Origin of the sequence: Arthrobacter sp. N1 (genome assembly GCF_048288285.1) — a bacterium.
Taxonomy (GTDB): Bacteria; Actinomycetota; Actinomycetes; order Actinomycetales; family Micrococcaceae; genus Arthrobacter_D.
Map to the genome: position 1 here is coordinate 1,620,053 of NZ_CP102608.1, position 22,035 is coordinate 1,642,087.

At 69.9% G+C, this 22,035-nt stretch carries 19 protein-coding genes and 1 tRNA gene; 15 read left to right on the plus strand and 5 right to left on the minus strand.

From position 1 onward, the window contains the following. Positions 1 to 13: 13 nt before the first annotated feature. Positions 14 to 1,090: a lipoate--protein ligase family protein gene (locus tag NVV32_RS07245; protein ID WP_422391839.1), complete on the plus strand. Its 1,077-nt coding sequence runs from the start codon at positions 14 to 16 to the stop codon at positions 1,088 to 1,090. Here NVV32_RS07245 and pepN read toward each other — a convergent pair. Further along, positions 1,075 to 3,675, minus strand: coding sequence for an aminopeptidase N (pepN, locus tag NVV32_RS07250; RefSeq protein ID WP_422391840.1), 2,601 nt, complete (start codon positions 3,673 to 3,675; stop codon positions 1,075 to 1,077). The genes NVV32_RS07245 and pepN overlap by 16 nt on opposite strands. A gap of 117 nt (positions 3,676 to 3,792) precedes the next feature. Here pepN and NVV32_RS07255 point away from each other — a divergent pair, with 117 nt between their 5' ends. The 3 genes from NVV32_RS07255 to NVV32_RS07265 are packed head-to-tail and all read left to right on the plus strand — an operon-like array spanning position 3,793 to position 7,187. After that, on the plus strand, positions 3,793 to 5,361 hold the full coding sequence (locus tag NVV32_RS07255) for a circularly permuted type 2 ATP-grasp protein (RefSeq protein ID WP_422391841.1): 1,569 nt from the start codon (positions 3,793 to 3,795) through the stop codon (positions 5,359 to 5,361). Between the two features lie 51 nt (positions 5,362 to 5,412). Then, positions 5,413 to 6,339, plus strand: coding sequence for an alpha-E domain-containing protein (locus tag NVV32_RS07260; protein WP_422391842.1), 927 nt, complete (start codon positions 5,413 to 5,415; stop codon positions 6,337 to 6,339). Continuing rightward, on the plus strand, positions 6,336 to 7,187 hold the full coding sequence (locus NVV32_RS07265) for a transglutaminase family protein (protein WP_422391843.1): 852 nt from the start codon (positions 6,336 to 6,338) through the stop codon (positions 7,185 to 7,187). The genes NVV32_RS07260 and NVV32_RS07265 overlap by 4 nt, the downstream gene beginning before the upstream one ends. 133 nt (positions 7,188 to 7,320) lie before the next feature. Here NVV32_RS07265 and NVV32_RS07270 read toward each other — a convergent pair whose 3' ends face one another. Continuing rightward, positions 7,321 to 8,508: a glucose-1-phosphate adenylyltransferase gene (locus NVV32_RS07270; protein WP_055773452.1), complete on the minus strand. Its 1,188-nt coding sequence runs from the start codon at positions 8,506 to 8,508 to the stop codon at positions 7,321 to 7,323. A 189-nt stretch (positions 8,509 to 8,697) separates the two neighbouring features. On the opposite strand from NVV32_RS07270, the gene glgA reads away from it, so the two are divergent. Further along, positions 8,698 to 9,900 (plus strand): glycogen synthase, encoded by a 1,203-nt coding sequence (glgA, locus tag NVV32_RS07275; protein ID WP_422391844.1) that lies wholly within the window; start codon positions 8,698 to 8,700, stop codon positions 9,898 to 9,900. A 177-nt stretch (positions 9,901 to 10,077) separates the two neighbouring features. Here glgA and NVV32_RS07280 read toward each other — a convergent pair whose 3' ends face one another. Both NVV32_RS07280 and NVV32_RS07285 read right to left on the minus strand, forming a co-directional pair. After that, a complete protein-coding gene (locus tag NVV32_RS07280; protein WP_422391845.1) occupies positions 10,078 to 12,198 on the minus strand; it encodes an acyl-CoA dehydrogenase in 2,121 nt (706 codons plus the stop codon). Further along, positions 12,195 to 13,016 carry a TetR/AcrR family transcriptional regulator gene (locus NVV32_RS07285; protein WP_422391846.1) on the minus strand — a complete coding sequence of 274 codons (822 nt, stop codon included), beginning with the start codon at positions 13,014 to 13,016 and terminating at the stop codon, positions 12,195 to 12,197. The genes NVV32_RS07280 and NVV32_RS07285 overlap by 4 nt, the downstream gene beginning before the upstream one ends. A 64-nt stretch (positions 13,017 to 13,080) precedes the next feature. On the opposite strand from NVV32_RS07285, the gene NVV32_RS07290 reads away from it, so the two are divergent. From NVV32_RS07290 to NVV32_RS07315, 6 genes are all read left to right on the plus strand, one after another. Then, a complete protein-coding gene (locus NVV32_RS07290) occupies positions 13,081 to 14,397 on the plus strand; it encodes an acetyl-CoA C-acetyltransferase (RefSeq protein ID WP_422391847.1) in 1,317 nt (438 codons plus the stop codon). Continuing rightward, positions 14,397 to 15,773 carry a 3-oxoacyl-ACP reductase gene (locus NVV32_RS07295; RefSeq protein ID WP_422391848.1) on the plus strand — a complete coding sequence of 459 codons (1,377 nt, stop codon included), beginning with the start codon at positions 14,397 to 14,399 and terminating at the stop codon, positions 15,771 to 15,773. The genes NVV32_RS07290 and NVV32_RS07295 overlap by 1 nt, the downstream gene beginning before the upstream one ends. Beyond that, complete coding sequence (locus tag NVV32_RS07300) at positions 15,770 to 16,687, plus strand: MaoC family dehydratase (RefSeq protein ID WP_422391849.1); 918 nt, start codon at positions 15,770 to 15,772, stop codon at positions 16,685 to 16,687. Before NVV32_RS07295 ends, NVV32_RS07300 begins: the two co-directional genes overlap by 4 nt. Positions 16,688 to 16,841: 154 nt before the next feature. Then, entirely contained in the window at positions 16,842 to 17,807 is a 966-nt protein-coding gene (locus tag NVV32_RS07305; RefSeq protein ID WP_422391850.1) for a trypsin-like serine peptidase, read from the plus strand. Positions 17,808 to 17,931: 124 nt separating this feature from the next. Next, the gene (locus NVV32_RS07310) at positions 17,932 to 19,176 is read left to right on the plus strand and encodes a kynureninase (protein WP_422391851.1); all 1,245 of its coding nucleotides are present in this window, start codon (positions 17,932 to 17,934) and stop codon (positions 19,174 to 19,176) included. A 36-nt stretch (positions 19,177 to 19,212) separates the two neighbouring features. Beyond that, complete coding sequence (locus NVV32_RS07315; protein ID WP_422391852.1) at positions 19,213 to 19,950, plus strand: M50 family metallopeptidase; 738 nt, start codon at positions 19,213 to 19,215, stop codon at positions 19,948 to 19,950. Between the two features lie 15 nt (positions 19,951 to 19,965). Here the strand turns inward: NVV32_RS07315 and NVV32_RS07320 are convergent, their stop codons facing one another. Next, positions 19,966 to 20,241 (minus strand): hypothetical protein, encoded by a 276-nt coding sequence (locus tag NVV32_RS07320; protein WP_422391853.1) that lies wholly within the window; start codon positions 20,239 to 20,241, stop codon positions 19,966 to 19,968. A 279-nt stretch (positions 20,242 to 20,520) separates the two neighbouring features. Here NVV32_RS07320 and NVV32_RS07325 point away from each other — a divergent pair. The 4 genes from NVV32_RS07325 (at position 20,521) to NVV32_RS07340 (ending at position 21,892) form a co-directional block, all read left to right on the plus strand. Then, positions 20,521 to 20,607 (plus strand) — tRNA-Leu (locus tag NVV32_RS07325). 288 nt (positions 20,608 to 20,895) lie between these two features. Next, positions 20,896 to 21,165 (plus strand): hypothetical protein, encoded by a 270-nt coding sequence (locus tag NVV32_RS07330; protein ID WP_422391854.1) that lies wholly within the window; start codon positions 20,896 to 20,898, stop codon positions 21,163 to 21,165. Between the two features lie 195 nt (positions 21,166 to 21,360). Next, positions 21,361 to 21,621 (plus strand): hypothetical protein, encoded by a 261-nt coding sequence (locus NVV32_RS07335; protein ID WP_422391855.1) that lies wholly within the window; start codon positions 21,361 to 21,363, stop codon positions 21,619 to 21,621. A gap of 118 nt (positions 21,622 to 21,739) precedes the next feature. After that, positions 21,740 to 21,892 (plus strand): hypothetical protein, encoded by a 153-nt coding sequence (locus NVV32_RS07340; RefSeq protein WP_422391856.1) that lies wholly within the window; start codon positions 21,740 to 21,742, stop codon positions 21,890 to 21,892. Positions 21,893 to 22,035: the final 143 nt, after the last annotated feature.

Below are 22,035 nucleotides of genomic sequence, written 5' to 3' on the forward strand. Positions count from 1 at the left end.
AGAGGACCAGACCATGGCCCAGCACCCCGACGCCGACGGCCTGCACGGCGAGTTCAAGACACCGGGCGGGAAGCTCACGGCCGTCGACCTCGCGGTCCGCCACGGTCGGCTGTCCGGGGTCTCGGTCAACGGCGACTTCTTCCTGGAACCGGACGAGGCGCTGCTGGACATCAATGCCGCCCTCGAGGGCCTGCCCGCCGACACGGCACCGGGTGAGATCGCCGCAGCCGTCACCGCACGGCTCGACCCGTCGGCGGTCCTGTTCGGGTTCTCGGCCGAGGCCATCGCGACGGCGGTCCGCCGTGCACTCGGGCGGGCTACCGGCTTCGCTGACCACCAGTGGGAGATCATCCCGCCGACGCCCCTGTCCACGGCGATGCACGTCGCCATGGACGAGGTCCTGACGCACGACGTCGGCACTGGCGCGCACAACCCGACCCTGCGCTTCTGGGAGTGGCAGTCCCCGTCGGTGGTGATCGGGAGCTTCCAGTCGATGCGCAACGAGGTGGATCCGGCCGGAGCGGAACGCCACGGCGTGACGGTGGTCCGGAGGATCAGCGGCGGAGGCGCCATGTTCATGGAGCACGGGAACGCCATCACCTACTCGCTGTACGTCCCGCAGTCCCTCGTGGACGGTCTCAGCTTCGCCGAGTCCTACCCCTTCCTCGACGCATGGGTGATGGAGGCGCTGGAGAAGCTGGGCATCACCGCGTGGTATCAGCCCCTGAACGACATCGCGACGGACCTCGGGAAGATCGGGGGAGCCGCGCAGAAGCGCCTGGCCAACGGCGGGATGCTGCACCACGTCACCATGAGCTATGACATCGATGCGGACAAGATGCTCGAGGTGCTGCGGATCGGCAAGGAGAAGATGTCCGACAAGGGCACGCGCAGCGCGAAGAAGCGGGTGGACCCGCTGCGGCGACAGACCGGGATCACCCGCGAGGAGATCATCCAGGTGATGATCTCCACGTTCCGCCGGCGCTACGGAGCCGTGGACGCCACCCTGTCCGCCACCGAACTCCAGCGGGCCGAGGACCTCGTGGAGCGGAAGTTCGGAACCGAGGAGTGGCTCTACCGCGTCCCCTGAGCCTGTGCGCGCAGTGCGCGGAGCAGGTGGTCCCGTTCCTCGACGACGATGCGGCGGAGCGCGGCGGGCGCCTCGGCGTTGGCGGCCAGCCAGTCGTCGGTCCGGACGACGACGGAGTGGTCCGTGGGCTCACCCTCGAGGTCCTGGTGACCCGGGTACAGTCCGCGCACGATCCTGCTGGCCATCTCGATGCCACGGGTCGCCCAGACGTCGCGCAGCGCTGCGAAGTAGGGCTCCTCGTACGCCCCGAGCAGGTCCCGGGACCCCAGCATGAACCCCTCGACGGCGGCGCTGAGGAGGTCGTTGGACAGACGCGTCCCGTGCACGGCCTCGTCCCACGTGGCCTTCTTGATCGCCGCGTCGGGCAGTGCGGCCGACGCGAGCGCGAAGCCCACCCGTCCTGACGCCGTCGGGTCCGCGCTCTTCTCCGCCTCCAGTTCCCCGGGCAGGACGCGCTGCTGCGCGGCGAGGCCCTGGAGGAAGAACCAGCGCAGTTCGGCGTCGAGCCGCAGGCCCGGCACCTTCTCCTCGCCGTCGAGCACCGAACGCAGATGGTCCGCCGCCGCGGGGGCTGAGCGCGCCGTGGCAGCCAGCGCCCGCGCCCAGGCGAGCTGGAGGTCCGAGCCCGGCTCCGCGCCACGCAGGCCGTCCCAGAGGAAGGCGCCCACGCGTTCCCACAGCCCGGGTCGTTCGGAAGCGGGTGCGAAGCTGCCGATGGCCGTCCGGACATTGGCGAGGAGGACCTGGAGGACCCCGACGCCGGTCTCAGCCGGTGCGGCGAGCATGACGGCGTCCAGGTAGGACGGCACGGGCAGGGTTGCGTCGCGCGTGCTCGACCACAGCGCGGTGAGGCACGTTGCGCGGGCCAGCGGATCCTGCAGCCGGTCGATCGAGGTCAGGAGCGTGGCGAGCGATCGCTCGTCGAAGGACAGCTTGGCGTAGGTGAGGTCGTCGTCGTTGACCAGCAGCAGGTCCGGCTGCCGGACACCGACCAGTGCGGCGACCCGCGTGCGTCCGCCGTCGACCGTGACCTCCTCGGATCCCGACCGGACGAGGGCGCCGTCGTCGTCGAACGCGTACAGGCCCACGCGCACGAGGTGCGGCCGGTACTCGTCGATACCGGTCACGGGGTCCACGGCGTCCTGGACCACGGTCACGTCCGTGAGGACACCGTCCTGCACCGCGACCTCGGCGCGCAGCGCGGGGACCCCCGAGGTCTGCAGCCAGGACCGCGACCAGGCGGTCAGATCGCGGCCCGTGGCTTCCGCCAGCACGTCGAGCAGATCGGCGAGCGTGGTATTCCCGTACGCGTGCCGGCGGAAGTACCGGCGGGCCGCGTCGGTGAAGGCGTCCCGACCCACGAAGGCGACGAGCTGCTTCAGGACCGAGGCGCCCTTCGCGTAGGTGATGCCGTCGAAGTTCTGCTTGGCGGCTTCGAGGTCGGTGATGTCGGCGACGATGGGGTGCGTCGTCGGCAGCTGGTCCTGCACGTAGGCCCAGGACTTGCGGCGATTCGCGAAACTGACCCACGACGTGCTCCACCGGGTCGCCTCCGCCACGGCGAGCGCCCCCATGTAGTCGGCGAAGGACTCCTTCAGCCAGAGATCGTCCCACCAGGTCATGGTCACGAGGTCGCCGAACCACATGTGCGCCATCTCGTGCATGATCGTGTTCGCGCGTGCCTCGCGCTGGGCGTCGGTCGCGGCCGACTGGAACACGTAGCTCTCGGTGAAGGTCACCAGCCCGGGGTTCTCCATCGCGCCGAGGTTGTACTCGGGGACGAAGGCCTGGTCGTACTTCCCGAACGGGTAGGGGTAGTCGAAGAGGGTGTGGAAGAAATCGAGCCCGCGCCTGGTGGTGTCGAAGATCTCCGGGGCATCGAACGCAGGGGCGAGGGAGCGGCGGCAGTACAGGGCCAACGGGATGCTGAGGCCCTCTCCCGCCGTGCCGGCCGTACCGGTCCAGACGTCCGTCTCCCGGTGGTACGGTCCCGCCAGCACGGCGGTGATGTAGGTGGAGATGCGCTCGGTCGGCGCGAAGGTCCAGCGCGCCGCAGTGTCCGAGACCTGCTCCCTGGCGCTCTCGCTGCCGTTGGAGGCGACCGTCCAGCCACTCGGGGCCAGCACGGTGAAGGAGAAGGACGCCTTCAGGTCCGGCTGCTCGAAGGTGGCGAAGACGCGGCGCGCGTCGGCCGGCTCGTACTGCGTGTAGAGGTAGGTCTCGCCGTCGGCGGGGTCGACGAAGCGGTGGAGCCCTTCGCCACTGGAGCTGTAGTGCGCCTGGCCGGTGACCGTGACCGTGTTCCGCCCGGCACGTGCCTCGAGGTGGATCCTGGCTCCGTCCCGGACGGAGGAGGGGTCGAGGGCCGTTCCGTTGAGCTCCACGGCGGTGACGTCGCCGATGAAGTCGAGGAAGGTCGAGGCACCCGGCTCCCGGCAGGTGAAGACCACCGTGGTGGTGGTCCGGTAGGTCCGTTCCCGGGCGTCCCGCGCCTCGGAGAGGTCCAGTTCGACGGCGTAGGTCTCGGTCCGCAGCAGCGCCGATCGGGCGGCCGCCTCGTCCCGGCTCAGGTTCTCGTTCTCCATCCGGCCATTCAACCACGCGCCCGGAGGGGGCCCAGCGGCTGTTTCCGGGAGGTTAACGGTGACGGGGGCGGTGTGTACGGCTGTGTCCGGCGGGGTCATCCATGGCACTGTTGACCCATGTCCGAGCTCTTCGCTGACTATGCAGCCGCCGCCCGCAAGACGCCCGCGTTCGACGAGATGTTCGATGTCGTGCAGTCACCGCGTACCGAGTACGGCCAGGTGGCGGCAGCCCTGGATGCCCTGAACCTCGCCGATGTGACGGCCCGCGCGGACTCCATGGCGCGAACCTTCCTCGACCGCGGCGTCACCTTCGATTTCGCCGGGGAGGAGCGGCCCTTCCCCCTGGACATCGTGCCGCGCGTGATCGCCGGGGACGACTGGGACGTCCTCGAGAGCGGTGTCGCCCAGCGGGTACGCGCCCTCGAGGCGTTCCTGGGCGACGTCTACGACAAGATGGCGGTCGTGGCCGACGGTGTCATCCCCCGCCGGCTGATCACCTCGAGCGCCCATTTCCACCGGGAGGTCGCCGGGTTCAGCCCGGCGGGCGGCGTGCGCGTGCACATCTCGGGCATCGACGTCGTCCGCGACCAGCAGGGCACCTTCCGGGTGCTCGAGGACAACGTCCGGGTCCCGAGCGGCGTCAGCTACGTGCTGGAGAATCGCCGGGCCATGGCCAAGGGCCTGCCGGAGGCGTTCGGCCAGCAGCACATCCGCCCCGTGGAGGAGTACCCGCGACGTCTCCTCGCAGCCCTCCGGAAGACGGCGCCTCCGGGCGTGGACGACCCCACCGTCGTCGTCCTCACCCCTGGAGTGTTCAACTCCGCCTACTTCGAGCACACGCTCCTGGCGGGGCTGATGGGTGTCGAACTCGTCGAGGGCCGCGACCTCATCTGCCGCGGGAACCGTGTGTACATGCGGACGACGGCGGGGGAGCAGCGTGTCGACGTCATCTACAAGCGGATCGATGACGAGTTCCTCGACCCCCTGCAGTTCCGTGCGGACTCCGTGCTCGGCTGCCCCGGCATCGTGAACGCCGCACGTGCCGGGATGGTCACCATCGCCAATGCGGTGGGGAACGGTGTCGCGGACGACAAGCTCGTCTACACCTACGTGCCGGACCTCATCCGCTACTACCTGGGTGAGGACCCGATCATCGCCAACGTGGACACCTACCGCCTCGAGGACGCCCCCGCGCGCGAGGAGGTGCTGGACCGCCTCGACGAACTCGTCGTCAAGCCCGTCGACGGCTCCGGCGGCAAGGGCCTCGTGATCGGGCCGGACGCGACCCGGGCCGAACTCGACGCGCTGCGCGCGAAGGTGCTCGAGGACCCGCGCGGCTGGATCGCCCAGCCGGTCCTGCAGCTCTCGACCGTGCCCACGATGTCCGGCGGCCAGTTCAGCCCGCGCCACGTGGACCTGCGCCCGTTCGCGGTCAACGACGGCGAGGACGTCTGGGTGCTGCCGGGCGGGCTCACGCGCGTCGCCATGAAGGAGGGCTCGCTGATCGTCAACTCGAGCCAGGGCGGCGGCTCGAAGGACACGTGGGTGGTCGACGGCGAGGTGCGGCGCCCCGCGGACGGCAGCGTCCCCGCCGAGCGGCCCTCCGTCAGCGTGCGGGAACGGACCAGCGTGTGGCCGATCGAGACCAACTGGCAGGACAAGCAGCCGGAACAGCAGCAGCAATGACCCGTTTTCCAGCGCCGGACGTCCCAGCACCCCTTCGGAAAGGCAGGACCCATGCTCAGCCGCATCGCTGAATCGCTCTTCTGGATCGGCCGCTACGTGGAGCGGGCCGACGGCACCGCGCGCATCCTCGACGTGCATCTCGAACGGCTCAACCAGATGCCGCTCCCGCAGCAGCGGGAGACGTCGCGCCAGCTGCTCGGCGTCATGGGCAGCCGCCCGGAGAAGCAGGACCTGGAGCTCTCGGACCTCCTCCAGGCACTTGCGTACGACCGCACGAGCGCGACGTCGATCGCCGGCGCGCTCGGTGCCGCACGCGAGAATGCCAGGCGGGCCCGCGAGACCGTCTCCAGCAGCGTCTGGGAGAGCCTGAACACCACCTGGTACGGCCTCACCCAGCACCGCAAGGACGTCGTCGGGACCTACCGTTTCTGCCACTGGGTGGTGGAGCGCACCGCCATGGTGCGCGGCCTGTCCGACACGACCATGAGCCACGACGAGAGCTGGCAGTTCCTCGTGCTGGGGCGCAGCCTCGAGCGGGCGGACATGACCGCGCGCATGCTCTCGACCCACGACGTCCACGCGGCCGGACTGTCCTGGGTCAACATGCTGCGGTGCGCCGGCGCCTACGAGTCCTTCCTGCGTACCCGGCGGGCGGCCTTCGGCGACCAGCAGGCAGCGGAGTTCCTCCTGCTGGACCGGCTCTTCCCGCGATCGATCGTGTACGCGCTCAGTGACGCGGAGAAGTGCCTGACCCAGCTCAATCCGGCCTATCAGCGTGTCGGCTTCATCAACGACGCCAGCCGGATCGTCGGTCAGGCGAGGACCTTCCTCGAGTTCCACCAGACGCGGGACCTCATGGCGGAGCTGCCCGAGCACATGGACCGCGTGCAGAAGGCCTGCGCTAAGGCGTCCGACGCCGTGTCCCGTACGTACTTTTCCCAGGCCGACGAGCTGTCCTGGGTCGGAGAGGTCTCATGACACGCCTGCTGATCGAACACCGCACCGGCTACGACTACCTCCGCCGGGTGTCCCTGTCCTACAACGAGGCGCGCATGACGCCGCTGACCGATCCCCAGCAGGTGGTGCTCGAGTCGACGCTGAAGGTCACCCCGTCCAGTGCCGCCGTCGCCACCTACCGCGACTACTGGGGCACCCGGGTGACGTCCTTCGACGTGCACGTGCCGCACGAGCATCTCGAGGTCACAGCGGTCTCCACCGTCGAGGTCAGCCGGACGGAGCGCGTCCCGGCCGAGGGCGACATCCTCTCCTGGGAGGACCTCGCCTCACCGGCCCTCACCAACGACTTCGCCGACTGGCTCGGCCAGACGGCGCTCAGCGAGCCCGGGGACGAGGTGCGGGAGCTCGTGGCGGAGACCGCGCGCGGCCTCGACCCGCACGAGGCCGCGCGCGCGGTGTTCGACCGGCTGCGGTCCGAGATCGACTACGTGCAGGGGGCCACGGGCGTCCAGACCAACGCGCAGGACGCGTGGGCCGAGCGGAAGGGTGTGTGCCAGGACCTCGCCCATGTCGCGATCGGAGCACTCCGCAGCCTCGGCATCCCCGCCCGGTACATCTCCGGCTATCTGCATCCGCGCCGCTCGGCGGCCGTCGGTGAGACGGTCGCCGGACAGTCCCACGCCTGGGTCGAGTGGTACGACGGCGAATGGCGCGGCTGGGATCCGACGAACAGCGGGCCCGTCAGCGATTTCCACGTCTCCGTGGCCCGCGGGCGTGACTACCGGGACGTATCGCCGCTGAAGGGCATCCTGTCCGGCGGCGGCGGATCGACCCTGAACGTCACGGTGGCCATCACGCGCGTCGCGTAGCCGGCCGTGCTACCGGCCGTCGGATCCGGTCACGTCGGATCCGGTCACGTGGGGTCCTGACACAGCGAGAGCCCCGGCGGACGCCGGGGCTCTCGCTGTGTCGGCGCCTCGTGCCGGCGCGTCGGTTGTCCGATCAGGCCGGTTCCACGGCCTGTCCCTTGCTGACGATCGTCAGTCCCGATTCCGTGACGGAGAAGCCCCGGCGCCGGTCCAGCTCCGGATCCACGCCGATCGTCGCCCCGGCGGGGATGCGGACGTTCTTGTCGATGATGGCCCGGCGCACCACGGCGCCCGCTCCGACGTTGACCTTGTCGAGGAGCACGCTCCCGGTGACCTCGGCCGATTCCGCGATGAAGACGTCGGTCGCGAGGATGGAGCTCTGGACGGCGCCACCGGACACGACCACGCCCGCGGAGACGATGGAGTCGTGCGCCTCGCCGGACTGGCCCGAGGAGCTGCGGACGAACTTCGCGGGTGGGGACACGCTCTGCCGCGTGTAGATGGGCCACTGCAGGTTGTACAGGTTGAACAGGGGCAGCGGCGAGATCAGGTCCATGTTCGCGTCGTAGTACGAGTCCATGGTGCCGACGTCGCGCCAGTACTGCCGGTCCCGGTCGGTGGCCCCGGGGATGTCGTTCTGCGTGAAGTCGTACACCGCGGCGTCGTTGCGCTCGACGAAGTAGGGGATGATGTCCCCGCCCATGTCGTGCTTCGTGTCCAGCCGTGCGGCGTCGTCCTCGAGTGCCTTCACGAGCGCGTCCGTCGTGAAGACGTAGTTGCCCATCGAGGCCAGGAAACTGTTCGGGTCGTCGGGCAGGCCGGGGGTGGAGTCCGGCTTCTCGACGAAGGCCGCGATCCTGCCCGGATCGTCCTGCGCTGTCTCGATGACGCCGAATTGGTCCACGAGGTTCATCGGCTGCCGGACGGCCGCGACGCTCACGGATGCCCCGCTCCTCACATGGGCGTCGACCATCTGCTCGAAGTCCATGCGGTAGACGTGGTCGGCGCCGATCACGACGACGATGTCGGGCTGCGCGTCGTGGATCAGGTTCAGCGACTGGTAGATGGCGTTGGCGCTGCCGAGGAACCAGCTCTTGCCGCGTCGCTGCTGCGCCGGGACGGACGCGATGTAGTTCTGCAGCTGGGTGGACATGCGCCAGGTCTCGGAGATGTGGCGGTCGAGGCTGTGCGACTTGTACTGCGTCAGCACCACGATCTGCAGGTAGCCGGAATTGACGAGATTGGAGAGGGCGAAGTCGATGAGCCTGTAACTCCCCGCGAACGGGACGGCCGGCTTGGCCCTGTCCGCGGTCAGCGGCATGAGCCGCTTGCCTTCTCCGCCTGCCAAGACCACGGCAAGTACTTTCTTCGGTGCCACTGGTGACCCCCCGCTCTTCCTCGAGTGTTCTGCGTCCACGACCGGTGGTCGATCAAGCGTAGGTCCGCGTTCCGGAACCCCTCCGGTCACTTCACACTAGAGGACTCCGCCGCACTGCACTACGTTGGTTCGGTGCGAGTAGACATTGTGACCAAGGAGTTCCCGCCCGAGATCTACGGTGGCGCGGGGGTGCACGTCGCCGAGCTCAGTAGGGTGCTCGCGCCGCAGGTCGACCTGCGGGTGCACGCGTTCGGCATGCCGCGTCCCGGGGACTACCACGGCGCGGCCGTGTTCTCCTACGGGGTGCCGGAAGGCCTCGTGCAGGCCAACGCGGCGGTGCAGACGCTGGGCACGGACCTGCAGATGCTCGACGGCATCGGTGGGGCGGACCTCGTCCACTCCCACACGTGGTACGCGAACATGGCCGGGCATCTCGCCTCGTTGCTGCACGGCATCCCGCATGTGCTGAGCGCCCACAGCCTGGAGCCGTTGCGCCCCTGGAAGGCCGAGCAGCTCGGGGGCGGCTACGCGCTCTCCTCGTGGGCCGAGAAGACCTCCTACGAGGCCGCGGCAGCCGTCATCGCCGTCTCGGCCGGAATGCGCGCCGACATCCTCCGCAGCTACCCGGACGTCGACCCGGCGAAGGTGCACGTGGTGCACAACGGCATCGACGTGGCCACCTGGACGCGGGACGAGGACGACGACGCCCTCCGGGCCCACGGCATCGATCCGGGCCGGCCCAGCGTCGTCTTCGTCGGACGCAACACCCGCCAGAAGGGCGTCCCGTATCTGCTGCGCGCAGCAGTGCACCTGCCCGTCGAGGTCCAGCTGGTGCTCTGCCTCGGCGCTGCGGACACCCCGGAGCTGGCCGCGGAGACCGAGGTGCTCATCCGCACCCTCCGCGAGCAGCGGGGTCGCGAGGACTCCGTGATCCTCATCGAGAGGATGCTGCCGCGGCGCGAGGTCGTCCAGATCCTCAGCCATGCCACCGTCTTCGCCTGCCCGTCCATCTACGAGCCGCTCGGGATCGTCAACCTCGAGGCCATGGCGTGCGGCGCAGCCGTCGTCGCCTCGGCCACCGGGGGGATCCCGGAGGTCGTCGACGACGGCGTGACCGGCACCCTGGTGCCGCTGGAGCAGGTGCAGGACGGTACGGGGACCCCGCTGGACGCCGAGCGCTTCGTCGCGGATTTCGCAGCCGCGCTGAACGCCCTGGTCGGTGATCCCGGACGGGCCCGGGAGATGGGCGCAGCGGGACGGGAGCGTGCTGAACGCCACTTCGACTGGGGGTCCATCGCCGAGACGACCCTCGGGGTGTACCGGAGCGTCCTCTAGCCGTCGCGGCCCGGTGATCGCCGCCTGCGTGGTCACCGGTGCGGATCCTTCGACGCCGGGCCGAGCCCGGGAGGCGATGAAGCCCGTGCGCAGCCGGTTCCCCCGGCGGGGCCGACCTGCACCCCCCGTCGCCCGACCCTCGGGGGCCCGATCAGCCCGGCCCGGCGCCTGCGCCGATCAGCCGGCGCGGGCGGTTTTCTTCGCCTTCTTCGCCTTCTTGTCCTTCGCCACGCGGGCGAGGAGGGTCTTCTCGTCGATGGGTGCATCGCCGCCCGCCCGACGGCGGCGCATGTACTCGGCCGCCTCCTCCTGGCGGAGATCCTCGACGCCCGTCGCGATCTCCGACCTGAGGTGCTCCGGTCCGTAGCCGAACGCCTCGACGAGGTCGAGGGCATGCGGGCGGATCTTGGCCAGGAGCCGGTTGATGTACCCGTCCAGCGTGCGCGCACGCTGCGAGGAGAGCCGGCCGTTCATCAGGAACCAGGCCAGGTCCTTCTCGATGAGGCACAGACCGAAGAGATCACGGAGGCGGGTGAGGACCTCCCGCGTCCCGGGATCCTCGATCCTCTCCAGGCCCCGTGTGAAGGCTTCCCACTGGAGCAGTTCGGCGTGGGCGTGGGCCACCTCGATGAGCTCGTTCTGGTGCTGGTTGAAGAGTGCGGCGGACTTCTCCTGGGACATGCCCTTGGCTCCGCGCAGTGCGCCGGCGAGCTCGGCGACACGCGTCTGCACCCGGTCCGAGAGCAGCTCGTGCTGGGTGTCCTCGTCACGCAGCGCGATCGCCGACTTCTTGCCGGATCCCGAGTCGGCCACGGTCTGTGCGACCCGGCGCAGGCCGGAGCGGTGCAGCGTCCTGCCCGCGGCCTGGGACACGGCGTAGCGGGCGAGCACCCCGAAGTCGACGCCCTTGAACTCCTTGGCGTAGTCCGTCAGCAGGCGCTTCGCCACGAGCTGCAGGAGCACCGTGTTGTCACCTTCGAACGTCACGTACACGTCGAGGTCGGCGCGCAGCGACGCGAAGCGGTTCTCGATGAGGAAGCCCTGACCGCCGGTCGCCTCGCGGCATTCCTGCAGGGTGTCGAGGGCGAGCCACGTGGAGAGGGGCTTGAGGGCTGCGGCAAGGGTCTCGAGGTCCTGCCGGTCCTCGTCCGTGTCGTGCGCGCCGGAGAAGACGTCGTCGAACTTCTCGAGGAGTTCCTCGTGGGCGAAGGAGGCCGCGTAGGTCGCCGCGAGGCGGGGGAGCAGGCGGCGCTGGTGCCGCTGGTAGTCCATGAGCACCTCTTCCTTGAGGTCCGACGAGGCGTTGAACTGCCGTCGCTGGGTGGAGTACGTGACGGCCGCGGTGAGCGCGAGCTTGCTCGCTGCGACGGCGGCACCGTCCAGCGAGACACGGCCCTGCACCAGCGTCCCGAGCATGGTGAAGAACCGGCGACCCGGCGAGGCGATGGGGGAGGTGTACGTACCGTCCTCGGCGACGTCCCCGTAGCGGTTGAGCAGATTGGTGCGCGGCACCCGCACGTCGGTGAAGTGCAGCCGCCCGTTGTCGATCCCGTTCAGGCCACCCTTGATGCCGTCGTCCTCGCCACCCACACCGGGCGTGAAGGAGCCGTCCTCGGTGCGGAGCTCGACGTAGAGGCCGTGCACGCCGTGATTGACGCCGTTGGTGATGAGCTGGGCGAAGACGACGGCGGCGCGCCCGTCGATGGCTCCGTTGCCGATGTAGTCCTTCCAGGCGGCCCGGAACGGGGTGTTGATGACGAACTCGTCCGTCGCGGCGTCGAAGGTCGCGGTGGTGGCGATGCTCGCCACGTCGCTGCCGTGTCCGGTCTCCGTCATCGCGAAGCAGCCCGGGATTTCCATGTCCATGATGCCGGGGAGCCACGCCTCGTGGTGCTTCTGCGTCCCGAGGTGCATGACGGCGGAGCCGAAGAGGCCCCACTGCACGCCGGCCTTGATCTGCAGTGACGGGTCGGCGACGACGAGCTCCTCGAAGCCGGCGATGTTGCCGCCGTGGTCGTCGTTGCCGCCGAACGCGACCGGGAAGGCGCGGTGCACGGCCTGCTGCTGCACCAGGTAGTGCAGCTGGTCGAAGCAGCGCAGCCGGTGGTCGTGGTGCGTCAGGCCCTCGATCTTGTGGACCTCGGGGCGGCCGGCCAGCTCACGGGCGACGCGGCGAACGTCCGCCCACTTGCCGAGGAGCAGTTCGCCGAGTTCCGCGGTGTCCACCGTGGCTCGCTCGTCGTCGCGGATGTCGACCGTCGCGGGGATCTGCTGCGGCCGGGAGATGGTCTGCGTCATGGTGTGTCCTTCGCTGGTCGGCGGGTGGGTGAACGCGTCGGTGGGACCGGGGGTGGGGAGGGAGCGTCAGGGGAGCGGGGCGGGACGCGACGGCCGGGGGAAGCCGCCTGCGCGAGGGCTTCGTACCTGGTGATGCCGTCGAAGAGCCAGCCGGTGATGTGGTGGGCCATCTGCTCCTCGGTCGGTCTGTCCGGACCGTCCGGGGTGGCGAGCCAGTGCTCACCTGCTGCGCGCACCATGCCGATGGCTGCCGCCGGCCAGTACTCGGGTGCGGAATCGTCGGGACCGCTCGGCCGGTCGGGGGAGACCAGGTAGGCGCGCATGGGGCGGGACACCATGTCGGTGACGGCTGCGAGGAAGTGGGCGAGGGTATCCTGGGCGCCGTCGTCGTGCGCTCCTGATTCCGCGATCCCGACCCTCGTCACGAACGCGTAGACGTTGGGAGAGGTCCTCGCCATCTGGAGGTAGGCGAGGACCATGGAGTGGAGTCCTTCGCGTGGGGTCGCGGCGGCCCGCGCCGCGTCGATGACCTTCTGCTGCATCTGCCCGATGACCACTTCCGCGACGGCCCGCTGAAGGCCGGTCTTGTCGCCGAAGTAGCGGTAGTACACGGACTTCGACGTGTCCGCCGCAGCGGCGATGTCCTCCATGGAGGCTCCGGGACCGAGTGAGTCGATGGCCCGCCGGGCCGTCTTGATGAGTTCGCGTCGCCGTGCCGCGCGGTGTTCCTCCCAGCGGCTCGACCGTCCGTCCGGGGCGGTCGGCGCATCGACGGACGCCTGGCGGGAGGCACCCTTCCGGGCAGCGGCGAGCTTCATGATACTCAGCGTATCAGGTACGCTAGGTATCGGTAATCCACCCCCTCGTACCAGGAGTCCTTCCATGGCAGATCAGGCCGGCGCGCAGAACGCTGCCCAGTCACCCCGCAAGGCAGTCGTCATCGGCGGCAACCGCATCCCCTTCGCCCGCGCCGGCGGTGCCTACGCCTACTCGTCCAACCGCGACATGCTCATCGCCGCGCTCGACGGGCTCGTGGCCCGCTTCGGCCTGCAGGGCGAGCGCATCGGGGAGGTCGCCGCGGGCGCCGTCCTGAAGCACTCCCGCGACTTCAACCTGACCCGCGAGGCAGTACTCGGATCGGCACTCTCGCCGGAGACTCCCGCCTACGACCTGCAGCAGGCCTGCGCCACCGGACTCGAGACCGTGGTGGGGCTGTCCAACAAGATCAAGCTCGGCCAGATCGAGTCGGGGATCGCCGGTGGCGTCGACTCGGCGTCCGACGCCCCGATCGCCGTCAGCGAGGGGCTGCGCCGCGTCCTGCTGGACCTCTCGCGCGCCAGGACGACCCAGCAGAAGATCCGCATCCTCAGCACGCTCCGGCCGAAGGACCTCTCGCCCAACGCGCCGGGCACGGGCGAACCCCGGACCGGGCTGTCCATGGGGGAGCACCAGGCCATCACCACCGCCGCCTGGCAGATCACCCGCGAGGCCCAGGACGAGCTCGCCTACCGTAGCCACCAGAACCTCGCGGCAGCCTACGACCGGGGCTTCTTCGCCGATCTCCTGACGCCCTACCGTGGACTGCTGCGTGACGCGAACCTCCGCGCCGACACCTCGCCGGAGAAACTCGCAACGCTCAAGCCCGTCTTCGGCAAGGGCCTCGACAGCCCGGCGACCATGACGGCCGGCAACTCCACGCCGCTGACCGACGGAGCCGCCGTCGTGCTGCTCGGCAGCGAGGACTACGCGCGTGCCAACAACCTGCCCATGCTCGCGAACGTCGTCGACGCCGAGGCGGCCGCGGTGGACTTCGTGCAGGGCGACGAGGGCCTGCTGATGGCGCCGGTCCACGCGCTGCCCCGCCTGCTGAAGCGCAACGGCCTCACCTTCGCGGACTTCGATTTCTTCGAGATCCACGAGGCGTTCGCCGGGACGGTCCTCAGCTCGCTCGCGGCCTGGGAGGACGAGGAGTACTGCAGGCGAGTGCTCGGCCTGGACGGCGCGCTCGGCAGCATCGACCGTTCGAAGCTCAACGTCAACGGGTCCTCGCTCGCTGCCGGGCACCCGTTCGCCGCGACGGGCGGGCGCATCGTCGCGTCCCTCGCCAAGACGCTCTCCGAGCAGGGCGGACGAGGACTCATCTCCGTCTGCGCCGCGGGTGGCCAGGGCGTCGTCGCGATCCTCGAGGCGAGGAACTGATGGCCGACGCGTACCTGGAACTCGTCAACACGCCCCTGCCCGCGAGGATCGCCAAGGCGCTCGGTCTTCCCCGCCCCTCGGTACTGCGGCGCTGGACGCCCGGTGAGGTGCTCGCGCCGCACCCCGTCCTGGTCGCCGGCGCCGGTGCGGGGGCGGACGCGCTCGCCGACGTGCTGCTCGGCTGGGACATCGAGGTGCGGCGCCACGTCCTGCCCGGCGAGAAGCTGAGCGCCGCCGTCGTCGTCCTGGAGGCAGCGACCGAGCCCGCCGACCTCGCCGCCCCGATGCTCGAACTCGGGCACGCCGTCAGGCTGCTGGTACGGGGCGGACGCGTGATCGGCGTCCTCCGCTCGGCCGCGGACGCCTCCGGACCCGCGCAGGCGGCTGCCCGCCAGGGGATCGACGGCGCCCTCCGCTCGGTCGCGCACGAACTGCGGGGCGGGGCGACGGCGAACGGCATCATCCTGCGCGGCGACGCCACCACGACGGATCCGACGACGCTCGGCGCCCTGCGCTTCTTCCTCTCGGGTCGCAGCGCCTATGTCGACGGCCAGTTCGTCGAGGTGGCTTCCACTCCGTCGGGGAGCATCACCGACCTCGCCGCCGCGACCGCTGCCTCGGGCGAGGGCGTCGCGGACCAGCCCCTCGCCGGGAAGACCGCCGTGGTCACGGGCGCTGCCCGCGGCATCGGTGCGAAGATCGCCGAGGTCCTGGTGCGGGACGGAGCGCGTGTCGTCGCCGTCGACGTCCCGGCCGCGGGGGAGCAGCTCGCCGCCGTGGCGAACAGCGTCGGCGGGACGGCGCTGCAGCTCGACATCACCGCGGCGGACGCCGCCGTGCGGATCCTCGACCACGTGCGCCGGCGCTTCGGGACGCTCGACATCGTGGTGCACAACGCCGGGATCACGCGGGACAAGCTCCTGGCCAACATGGATGCGTCCCGCTGGGAGTCCGTCATCGCGGTCAACATCGCCTCGCAGCTGCGGATGAACGAGCAGTTCATCGCCTCCCCGGTCTTCTCGGAGACTGGACGGATCGTCAGCCTGGCCTCGACGAGCGGCATCGCCGGAAACCGCGGGCAGAGCAACTACGCTGCGTCCAAGGCGGGTGTGATCGGCATGGTCCGGGCGCAGGCGGCCGAGTTCGGGGGCGCGGGCCGCAGCATCAACGCCGTCGCCCCGGGCTTCATCGAGACCGACATGACGGCGAAGATCCCGCCGCTCACGCGCCAGGTCGCCCGGCGCCTCAGCAGCCTGCAGCAGGGCGGCCTGCCCGTCGACGTCGCGGAGACCGTCGCGTTCCTCTCCTCCGATGCGGCGGCTGGTGTCAACGGCCAGGTGCTCCGTGTGTGCGGGCAGAACCTGGTGGGCGCGTGAGCCAGGGGAACGGTGCGACCGATCTCGTGCAGCTGGAGGCCGTCCCCGCCCTCGCCGGGCTGTACCGCCGGGCGCTGCTGACGACGGCCGCCCGCAGGGTGGCACGGAAGGGTGCGCCGTCGGACCTGCCCGCCGTGCGGCACCGCGTCGGCGGCGTGCGCGTGGAGCTGCCCGCACTCACGCGCTTCCAGCATTTGCTCGGGTCCGCGGCCCGGGACCAGCTGCCCTCCGCCTACCTGCACACCGTCGCGTTCCCCGTGGCCATGAGCGTGCTCGCGCGGCCGGACTTCCCCCTCCCGCTCCTCGGCATGGTGCACCTCAGCAACGAGGTGCGGCAGGAGCGGCAGGTGGGCGTGTCGGAGACGCTCGACGTCGTCGCGTGGAGCGAGTCCCTCAGGCCCCACCCCGCCGGGACGCAGGTCGACCTCGTGACGGAGATCGCCGTCGATGGGCAGCGCGTGTGGTCGGGACGCTCCGTCTACCTCGCCCGCGGCATCCGGTCGGAGGGCGCACCGGAACGCTCATCCGTGGAGCGGCCCGCCTTCGTCCCGCCCGTCCCGACGGGACGCTGGCGTCTCGACGCCGACCTGGGGAGGCGGTACGCGGCCGTGTCGGGAGACTGGAACCCCCTCCACCTGAGCGGTCCCTCCGCGCGGCTGCTGGGCATGAAGGGCGCCATCGCCCACGGCATGTACCTCGCGGCACGGATGGTCGACGAAGCCGTGCCTGCTCCGTCGGGTGCGCTCTCGTGGCGTGTCGACTTCGCCACGCCCGTGCCGCTGCCCGGCAGGGTGGCGCTCTCCTTCGCCTCGCCGACCGGCGAAGTCGCTGCAGCCGGCTCCCGGATCGACGTCGTGGGCTGGGATGCGAAGCGCCGCCGGCCGCACTTCACGGGGTGGGTCCGCGCGGAATAGTTCCATGCCGGGCAGGCCCTGTCCAGAGAGCCGGTGGTTTTCACGGGTGATTCTTCCGAAGTCACCGAATCGGCTGGGCAGGGCACGTGGGCGCGGGGCAGACTCCAGGGACCGGCCCCCGAAGGCCGCCCCACTGGATGGAAAGAGGAGTTTCGTGAACTCTAGAGGTCTCAAAGCCGGCATGATCGCCGCGTCGGCCCTGATGGCATCAGCGCTGATGGCAGCAGGTCCGGTCCAGGCAGCGCCGTCGCCCGCCACCGACACGAGCGTTGCCGGCGTCGTGTCCCACGCCCAGAACGAGAGCCAGGCGTCGCTGGACGCCTACTGGACCGCGGACAGGATGAAGAACGCCAAGCCGGCGACCGCGATCAACTCCGGATGGGCGGCCGAGGGCCGGTCCATCATGCCGAAGGCAGGCCAGGAGTCGGTGGCCAAGGCGCCGAAGCAGCCCGTCGTCGAACCCCGCGCCGTCGCCCAGACGGCCGTACCGCGCATCGGCAAGGTGTTCTTCACCCAGGGCGGCCAGAACTACGTGTGCTCGGGCAACTCCGTGCAGAGCGGCAACCAGAGTGTCGTCGCCACCGCCGGCCACTGCACGCACGACCTCGCCACGGGATTCGTCACGAACTTCGTCTTCGTGCCCGCCTACAACAACGGTGCGGCGCCCTACGGCAAGTTCACCGCGCGTTCGCTGGTCGCAGCGAGCGAGTGGGTCTCCCGCAACGACATCAACTACGACGGCGCCTTCGCCGTCATGAACACCCTCAACGGCCGGACCCTCTCGGCGACGGTCGGCGCATCGAGCATCGGCTTCAACATGGCCCGCGGGCTGAACTACACCGCGTACGGCTACCCTGCCGCCTCGCCCTTCAACGGTGAGCGCCTCTACAGCTGCACGGGGACCGCAACGGCCGATCGCATCGGCGGCACGCAGTCGCAGGGCATCCCCTGCGACATGACCGGCGGCTCCTCGGGCGGTCCGTGGTTCGTCGGCTCCGGATCCGGCGGCACGCAGAACTCCGTCAACAGCTTCGGCTACAGCACCCAGAAGAACGTCATGTACGGCCCGTACTTCGGCAGTTCCATCCAGGCGGCCTACAGCACGGCATCCAGCCTGTAGTCGTCCCGCGCGCAGTACCCACGCAGTACCCGTGCAGTATCCAGGAGGGCGGTTCCCCAGGGAGCCGCCCTCCTGGACCTCCGCGGCCGCCGGAACGGCAGGGCGCGCCACCTAGACTGGAGCGATGACCAGCTCCACCCTCGCCGACAGGGCGGCCGAGCTCGACGCCGCCGACCCCCTCGCCCGTCACCGCGCACTCTTCCTGGGGACCGCGGATGTATCCGTCCGCTCGTACCTCGACGGCAACTCCCTCGGTCGTCCCCTCGCCGTGACGCCGGACAGCCTCACGGCGTTCGTCGGGGAGCAGTGGGGCGGCCGCCTCATCCGGGGCTGGGACGAGGGCTGGCTGGAGCTGCCGCAGCAGGTGGGCGACAGGATCGCGCGGGTGGCCCTCGGTGCCGCCGAGGGACAGTGCATCGTCGCCGATTCCACGAGCGTCCTCCTCTACAAGCTGGCGCGCGCGGCCGTTGCAGCGCGGCCGGAGCGGACCGAGATCGTCGTGGACCGCGACAACTTCCCGACGGACCGCTTCATCGTGGAGGGCATCGCCCGCGAGCGGAACCTGACGGTGCGCTGGATCGACGTCGCCTATGACGGCGGGGCGACGACGGTGGACGTCGCGGGCGCCGTCGGGCCACAGACCGCCCTGGTGCTGCTCAGCCACGTGGCCTACAGGTCCGGCCACGTCGCCGACGTCGAGGGCATCACGCGGGTGGTCCACGACGCCGGGGCGCTGGTCCTGTGGGACCTCAGCCATTCGGTCGGGTCCGTCCCGGCCGAGCTGGACGCCTGGGACGTGGACTTCGCGGCCGGGTGCAGCTACAAGTACCTCAACGGTGGACCGGGCGCTCCCGCGTGGGCGTACGTCGCGCAGCGGCACCTGGCGACGCTCGACCAGCCGATCCCCGGCTGGCTCGGCAGCGCAGACCCCTTCGCGATGGGTGCTGCGTACCGGCCGGCAGACGGGATCCGCAGGCTCGTCTCGGGAACCCCGCCCATCGTAGGCATGATCGCCATGCGCGACATGCTGGACCTGCTCGAGGTTGTGGGCATGCCCGCCGTCCGGGCGAAGTCCGAGCGGCTCACGGCGTTTGCCGTCGAGGCCGTGGAGGCCGTGCTCGCGCCGCACGGCGTCGTTGTCGCCTCACCGCGCGATCCCGCCCGGCGTGGCGGTCACATCACCATCGATCATCCCGCGTTCGCCGCCATGGTGCCCGATCTGTGGGCGGACGGCATCATTCCCGACTACCGCAATCCGAACGGCATCAGGCTCGGACTGTCGCCCCTGTCGACCTCCTTCGCGGAGGTCGCCGTCGCGATCGGTGCCATCGCCGAGCGCCTCGATCGGGCGGCCGACGCCGATCGGTAGGACGGCCGTGCAGGCCGGGGTGGGACGGGACGGCACATGAGCACGCCGGCGGCCGAGTTCCGGGACCGCATCGTCGGCGGATTCGCGCAAGCCGCTCCGCCGTCGGTGGGGCTCACCGGCATCCTGGTGATCGCGGTCGCTGCCGCCGTGCTGTGCGTCCCGCGGCGTTCCTGGCGCATCTTCGGACTCTTCGTCACCGTGGTCCACGAACTGGGCCACGTGGGGGCCGCCCTGCTCACCCTGCAGCGCGTCACGGGGATCACTCTCCGCCTCGACCACTCGGGCACCACCACCAGTCTCGGGCGCGGCGGCCGGCGCGCGGCCTTCACCACGTTCTGGGGCTACCCCGCGCCTGCGGTCGTCGGGCTCGGGCTCCTGTGGAGTGCCGCGCACGGGTGGGCGGGGGCTGCGCTCTCAATCGGGGCGCTGCTCCTGGTGGCAGCCCTCGTCCTCGTGCGGAACGCACAGGGCATCCTGATCCTGGGCGGCAGCGCCGCCGTCGCCCTCGCGCTCGTGTGGTTCGGGGGAGGGGAGCCCGCGGGATACGCCTGCCTGGTCCTCGGGATCGCCCTGCTTGTGGGTGCCTGCCGTGACTGGATCAAGGTGGTGCGGGTCCATGCCCGACGGCGGGACCTGGGGTCGTCCGACGCCTACCTGCTGAAGGCCGCCACCGGCATCCCGTCGGCGCTGTGGCTCGGTGGCTTCGCCGTCGTCATCGGCGGGTCGCTGGCACTCGCGTCCGGCCCGCTGGCGCGCATGGCCGTCGCGCCCTGACCGCAGGGCCCCTCGTCAGTCGTCGCAGATCCTCGTACGCCCGGAGCTGTAGGGGGCGCCACGCTGCCGGCAGAGGTCGTCGTACAGCTCGTTGACAGCCTGCGAGATGCAGTCGCGCTCATGTTCCGGCAGGTCGATCAAACCGTGCAGGTAGGCGTTCACCTCGTACTCGTCGACGCCTCCGCCCATGCTGAAGTAGTGGAGCCAGAGTTCCCCCGTGGAGATGTTGGTCCGTTTCATGGCGTCGAACGTCAGGGCGAACTGCTCCTGGCCGGGATTCGTCTCGTCCACCGCATCCATTCCCTGTTGCCTTGAATTTCCTCGTCACCACGGCACATGCCGGCCCGTGGTCTGGCCAGCATATGCCGCGCGACGTGTGCGACGGGTCGGGCAGGGGGTGGTTGCCGCGGTCGCGGGCGCCACGGTAGGGGGTCCTCCGTGCTCCGTGCTCCGTGTTGTGCCGGTTGTCGTCGGCGGCCCGAGGGCAGGCCGCCGATTCAACTCCTGAGCGGTTCTCGTGGTAGAGTCTTTCTCGTTGCTTTCGCCGGTTTATACGGCGAAAAACCACCCGCGCGGGTGGCGGAATGGCAGACGCGCTAGCTTGAGGTGCTAGTCCTCTTATTGAGGGTGGGGGTTCAAGTCCCCCTCCGCGCACCAAGAAAACCCCGGTTCGCCGGGGTTTTTTTGTGCCCTCGACCACGCGGCGGCTTTCGCCGACCACGTGAGTGCGCCCATCCGCGACCCGTGGCCGCTCGGACCGCCCCGTGAAGTGCATGGCGAGCATAGAGAGAAGAAGCCGCAGGAACGGTCAGACGGCCTCCCTGCGGCAACGGGTCGACAAGCGACCTTCTGAACGGACGTCTCACCGGTTCGAGGACGTCTCTTTGCCAGATCGGACAGTCGTGGATCGGTAGGGGCAGCCGCTGGCCCTTCGTCGACTTCGAAGTGATCGAGGACAACCTCGAAGGACTCTCCGGCGGTGAACGCCGGTTCATGCTGCTGGTTGCATCCCTCGGCGACGGGGGAGTGCTGGTCGACCTCGGCGACATCATCCCGGGCCTGGACGGTGGCGTGCTGGCACTTGTCCTCGCCGCGATCGCGCACGCCGGCGGAAGCCACGAACACTCAGGGTTCGAGTTCACCGAGGACGGCACCCCAACGTCCATCGTGCGCCTCGCCCGGCTTTACGACTGGCTTAACGGCAACATCATCTGAGCCGCTGCGCGGCACACCCGCCGCCGAAGAAGCGGTACTCGAGGGCAGTGCTCGATGACAGTGGGACGTCCTGCCCAGGGTGCACGGTAGGTCGAGTACGACGGACACCCCGGACAGGACTCCACTACAGAGCGTAGAACACTACTCTGACACCATCCCCGGGCAGCAGTTGGTGGAGGCTGACAGACTGATTGGATGCCTGCGACCCGCCCCGACAACGACCAGGTGGCCGAATGCGCGGAATGCGGCAGGACCGCCCCGCTGACGCTCACCGGTGATGGAACGCCGAAGGATTGGGCGTACATCGCGGATGCGGGACTGACATTCTGCCCGCTGCACCGGCCGCGGATGCCCGAAGGCCGGCAGGACGTCATCAGGATCTACAAGAAGGGCGAGCTCGACAAGCTTGCCGGCGAGCCCAAGTCTCCGCCCACCGGTTCGTTCGAGGAACAATGACGAAGGCCCCGGGGAGGCTGCGTGGATGGGGGATCAACACACAGACGACCGGGGCCCTCACCGACAGTTCTACTGGGTGAGAGCGCTCCCCACCTAGCCGAAACAGACGCATGACCTGATGAGAACTCCAGCCCTGGCACAGTGCTGCATCTGCCGCGGGACGACCAAGCTCCAGGACGAGGGAAGGCCCCTGCCCGAGGGCTGGCTGTACCGGACGATCACCGTCGACGTCGGCCGCTACTACTGCCCCGAGCACGCGCACCGGGCTTGATGCGAGTGCGCTGCATGGACCAGAACACAACACCAGCGAGCAGTCCGGCCCACTGCCACCGCACGAGACCCGGTGGCGGCCGAGTCAAGAGCAAGCTGACGCGGTCAGAGAGCATGTCCACGAGAGACTGTCCTGCATCCCCT

Coding starts and splice junctions, on each gene's coding strand:
- NVV32_RS07255 (WP_422391841.1), top strand. CDS start 3,793: ATGTCCGAGCTCTTCGCTGACTATGCAGCCGCCGCCCGCAAGACGCCC.
- NVV32_RS07335 (WP_422391855.1), top strand. CDS start 21,361: ATGCCTGCGACCCGCCCCGACAACGACCAGGTGGCCGAATGCGCGGAA.
- NVV32_RS07280 (WP_422391845.1), bottom strand. CDS start 12,198: ATGACGCAGACCATCTCCCGGCCGCAGCAGATCCCCGCGACGGTCGAC.
- NVV32_RS07315 (WP_422391852.1), top strand. CDS start 19,213: ATGAGCACGCCGGCGGCCGAGTTCCGGGACCGCATCGTCGGCGGATTC.
- NVV32_RS07285 (WP_422391846.1), bottom strand. CDS start 13,016: ATGAAGCTCGCCGCTGCCCGGAAGGGTGCCTCCCGCCAGGCGTCCGTC.
- NVV32_RS07260 (WP_422391842.1), top strand. CDS start 5,413: ATGCTCAGCCGCATCGCTGAATCGCTCTTCTGGATCGGCCGCTACGTG.
- NVV32_RS07265 (WP_422391843.1), top strand. CDS start 6,336: ATGACACGCCTGCTGATCGAACACCGCACCGGCTACGACTACCTCCGC.
- NVV32_RS07295 (WP_422391848.1), top strand. CDS start 14,397: ATGGCCGACGCGTACCTGGAACTCGTCAACACGCCCCTGCCCGCGAGG.
- pepN (WP_422391840.1), bottom strand. CDS start 3,675: ATGGAGAACGAGAACCTGAGCCGGGACGAGGCGGCCGCCCGATCGGCG.
- NVV32_RS07310 (WP_422391851.1), top strand. CDS start 17,932: ATGACCAGCTCCACCCTCGCCGACAGGGCGGCCGAGCTCGACGCCGCC.
- NVV32_RS07290 (WP_422391847.1), top strand. CDS start 13,081: ATGGCAGATCAGGCCGGCGCGCAGAACGCTGCCCAGTCACCCCGCAAG.
- NVV32_RS07270 (WP_055773452.1), bottom strand. CDS start 8,508: ATGCCGCTGACCGCGGACAGGGCCAAGCCGGCCGTCCCGTTCGCGGGG.
- NVV32_RS07245 (WP_422391839.1), top strand. CDS start 14: ATGGCCCAGCACCCCGACGCCGACGGCCTGCACGGCGAGTTCAAGACA.
- NVV32_RS07340 (WP_422391856.1), top strand. CDS start 21,740: ATGAGAACTCCAGCCCTGGCACAGTGCTGCATCTGCCGCGGGACGACC.